The organism is Paraburkholderia oxyphila NBRC 105797, assembly GCF_000685075.1.
Taxonomy (GTDB): domain Bacteria; phylum Pseudomonadota; class Gammaproteobacteria; order Burkholderiales; family Burkholderiaceae; genus Paraburkholderia; species Paraburkholderia oxyphila.
Map to the genome: position 1 here is coordinate 1 of NZ_BAYD01000288.1, position 1,022 is coordinate 1,022.

Genomic DNA, 1,022 nt, shown 5'->3' on the forward strand with positions numbered 1-1,022 from the left:
CCGACGGTACGGCCACCTTCGCGGATTGCGAAGCGCAGACCTTCTTCCATCGCGATCGGAGCGATCAGCTTCACCGTGATCGACACGTTGTCGCCCGGCATGACCATTTCCTTGTCCTTCGGCAGCTCGATCGAGCCCGTCACGTCCGTCGTACGGAAGTAGAACTGCGGACGGTAGTTGTTGAAGAACGGCGTGTGACGGCCGCCTTCGTCCTTGCTCAGCACGTACACTTCAGCCGTGAAGTGCGTGTGCGGCGTGATCGAACCCGGCTTGGCCAGAACCTGGCCGCGCTCCACGTCTTCACGCTTCGTGCCGCGCAGCAGGATACCGACGTTGTCGCCTGCCTGACCCTGGTCGAGCAGCTTGCGGAACATTTCCACGCCCGTGCAGGTCGTCTTCACCGTCGGCTTGATACCGACGATTTCGATTTCCTCGCCGACCTTGACGATGCCGCGCTCGACGCGCCCCGTCACCACCGTGCCGCGACCCGAGATCGAGAACACGTCTTCCACCGGCATCAGGAACGCGCCGTCAACTGCACGCTCCGGCGTCGGGATGTACGTGTCCAGTGCGTCGGCCAGGTTCATGATCGCCACTTCACCCAGTTCGCCCTTGTCGCCTTCCAGCGCCAGCTTGGCCGAACCCTTGATGATCGGCGTGTCGTCGCCCGGGAAGTCGTACTTCGACAGGAGCTCGCGCACTTCCATTTCGACCAGCTCGAGCAGCTCGGCGTCGTCGACCATGTCGCACTTGTTCAGGAACACGATGATGTAAGGCACGCCAACCTGACGGGCGAGCAGGATGTGCTCACGCGTTTGCGGCATCGGGCCGTCAGCGGCCGAGCACACCAGGATTGCGCCGTCCATCTGTGCCGCGCCCGTGATCATGTTCTTCACGTAGTCAGCGTGGCCCGGGCAGTCGACGTGTGCGTAGTGGCGGTTAGCCGTTTCGTACTCGACGTGCGCGGTGTTGATGGTAATACCACGTGCCTTTTCTTCCGGCGCTGCGTCGATCTGGTCGTA

General features: G+C 62.4%; 1 protein-coding gene. It reads right to left on the reverse strand.

The features are described 5' to 3' along the window. Nucleotides 1–1,022: elongation factor Tu (tuf, locus tag BO1_RS48975; protein WP_028223796.1), on the reverse strand; the 1,022-nt coding region annotated here is incomplete at both ends.